The 2719-nt window shown below is 40.9% G+C and carries 5 protein-coding genes; all 5 read right to left on the bottom strand.

The annotated features are described in order from the left end of the window. On the bottom strand, positions 1–209 hold a 209-nt coding region (locus L650_RS0100465), incomplete at its 3' end, for a hypothetical protein (RefSeq protein WP_029771737.1). A gap of 273 nt (positions 210–482) precedes the next feature. Beyond that, positions 483–929 carry a RidA family protein gene (locus L650_RS0100460; RefSeq protein WP_029771736.1) on the bottom strand — a complete coding sequence of 149 codons (447 nt, stop codon included), beginning with the start codon at positions 927–929 and terminating at the stop codon, positions 483–485. Positions 930–944: 15 nt separating this feature from the next. Beyond that, entirely contained in the window at positions 945–1355 is a 411-nt protein-coding gene (locus L650_RS0100455) for a GFA family protein (protein WP_029771733.1), read from the bottom strand. 30 nt (positions 1356–1385) lie between these two features. After that, a complete protein-coding gene (locus tag L650_RS0100450) occupies positions 1386–1997 on the bottom strand; it encodes a TetR/AcrR family transcriptional regulator (protein ID WP_029771731.1) in 612 nt (203 codons plus the stop codon). 102 nt (positions 1998–2099) lie between these two features. Then, positions 2100–2719 (bottom strand): M20/M25/M40 family metallo-hydrolase (locus L650_RS0100445; RefSeq protein ID WP_029771728.1); only part of this gene is annotated, 620 nt, incomplete at its 5' end.

Genomic DNA, 2719 nt, shown 5'->3' with positions numbered 1-2719 from the left:
TGTAGCCATGAAAACAAGCCCGTTGCTGGCTTTTTTGCGGGGCGATGCTTTTGCTCAAAGCGCTTATTAGCAGCTTGTCGTTGTTCGCGGCGCAGCTGTGCTAAATTAGCTTTTGCAGCAAAGCGCAAACGCTGCTCTTGGGTTAGTTCGTCATTAAAGTTAATGGCTGACTTTTTAACTGCTCGGCTACTTTTCGGTGAACTACACATATTTTTCTCCAAATGACTGTCTTATAAATAGACAGTCATTTGGTTAAAAAAATTTCACACAAATTTAAAGCGCAACGTTATCTTTATAAAATTACGCAACCTAAAATTACTTACACCAATCGTGTTAAGTTATTAGGCATTTATAGCGACAGATAAATAGCGTGATAACAAAGCATGAATATCGACATGCAGTTGTTCTACATAAGAAATTTACAACGCTGTTAGCGCTCTATTTAGCACGTTAGAATGATTAAATATTTAAGTCGATTGGTGTTATACAGCACCAATACACTCTACTTCTACTAACGAATCAAGGGCTAACGCGTTTACTGCAAATGCACTACGTGCAGGATACGGCGCACTAAAGTATTGCGTATAAATAGCGTTAAACGCTTTAAAATCGCTAATATTGGTAAGCATAACAGTGCACTTTACAATATTGCTCATGCTGTAGTTATGCTGCTCTAAAGTGCGCTTAATGTTTTCAAGGGTTTGCTTAGCTTCACCTTCAAAACCACCCGCTGCTAACTTACCGGTTGCAGGGTTAATCCCTATTTGCCCCGACATATAAAGCGTATTACCGGCTTTTACTATTTGCGAAAATGGTAAGTTAGGATTAGCTTTGCCTGTATTTAAAAAGTCGACATTACTGGGTTTTGCCTGCGCAAAACTCGTCAGTAGTACACTTGCTAATAAGGCTGTTTTTGTCAGTGTTTTCATTAATAGCCTACCTGTTTATTTAGGTGTAGTTTCAAAAGCCGGCACTTGGTGTAAATCGTTTAGCCATGTAAGCGTTGACTGCGACCAAATTTGCGCAGCTGGGGTAAATTCATCGCGCTGATCAACGGCCCCTATGCGCAGGCCGTACACTCTATCGGCTTTTGCTTCGTTGGTTGCGTAAAGTGTAGTGCCGCACGTACCACAAAAACCTTGTGCGCGTTTATTACCGCTTTGTGCTGTTTTAACATACTCTTTTGGCTCGCCTTTAGTAAATACCACCGAGTTTGGCTCAGCCATAATTACCGCTCTAAATGGCCCACTCGACATGCGTTGGCAATCGCTACAATGACATACAAGTACGTTATTATTTTGCGACTGAGCTTGGTATTTAATTTCACCACAATAGCAGCTTCCAGTAATTTTCATTTTACTCTCCTTGAGCATGTTTAAAGGTGTTTAACCTAAATAAGCTAAAATAATTTTAGGTAGTTCTTGCGCGTATTGCTGCGCCGATAAATCACAGGCTATCGCAGGGGTTAAATCGTGATACAGCACTTTATCAAGCAATGAGCTGACAATTAAAAATACTGCCGTACCTGCCGCCGCCTCGCTCACTTTGGTATCTGTTTGGCTAATTAATTGCGCTAAACGCTGATAAATTACTCGCCTGTTTATGTGTTTATCACTGCCTAATAACTCGCTGTGCAAACGCGAATTTAAATGTAGCGTTCTAAATACCCCCTGCTGTGATGATAAAAACACATAGGTTTTATGGCATAAAGTGTTAACTACATCGTCTAAGTTTTTATAGTGCTGCGCCTCAAGCTCTGTTACCCAGTTATCTAATGCAATACCAAAGTCTTGATACAACATGGGCAGCAGCGACTCTTTATTTTTAAAGCGACGGTAAAATGTACCTACTGACACCTCGGCGTAATCGGCCAGCTCTTTTATACTTATGTGCTCAAAAAACTTACTTTTTAAACTGTGATGCAGCGCTTTTAATAGTTTTTCTTGGGTTTGTTGACTGCGTTGTTGCTTAGGTGCCAAAAAGGGTTGATCAGACATAAATTTAAACGTGTTAGGTTAAAGTGCACACATAGTGCAGCTTGTTAATATAAACAACAATACCCAGCCAGCAATTACTTTACTCGCTGGGTAACTACGGCATTATTTGTGGCTATTTAAGTAATCTACCGCTAATTGGCTAAGTGTTTTTGTGCCCACTTTAAATGATGACTCATCGGCGTAAAAATAAGGTGAGTGGTTACTTGCTACCGTTTTTAAGTCTTGTTCTGCAGGCGTTCCACCTAAAAATACAAATACACTGGGTATTTCTAGGGCATAAAACGAAAAGTCTTCTGCGCCGGTTATTTTACCCATTTCTTGCACGTTTTGTTTACCGGCTGCTTTTTCAAGGCTAGGTAACATTTGCGCAGTAAGTTCAGGGTTATTAACCGTTACAGGGTAACCTTCGTGAATATGCACATCGGCCGTAGCCCCCGATGATTTAGCAATATGTGTAGCGGTTGTTTTAATATTTTCAAAGATTTGCGCGCGATTATCCATATCAAAATTACGAATAGTGCCAACCATTTCAACTTCTTCAGGAATAATATTATTACGCACACCACCGGCAATTTTACCAAACGACACAATAGCAGGCTCTTTGGTTATATTTACTTGGCGGCTCACAATATGGTTAACGCCCGTTACAATTTGCGCAGCGGCAGCAATAGGGTCAACGCCTGTCCACGGTGCTGAGCCATGCGCTTGGCGACCGTGTACGG

Origin of the sequence: Pseudoalteromonas sp. TB51, from assembly GCF_000498055.1 — a bacterium.
Lineage (GTDB): Bacteria > Pseudomonadota > Gammaproteobacteria > Enterobacterales > Alteromonadaceae > Pseudoalteromonas > Pseudoalteromonas atlantica.
This window is presented reverse-complemented; position numbering and strand designations above follow the sequence as displayed.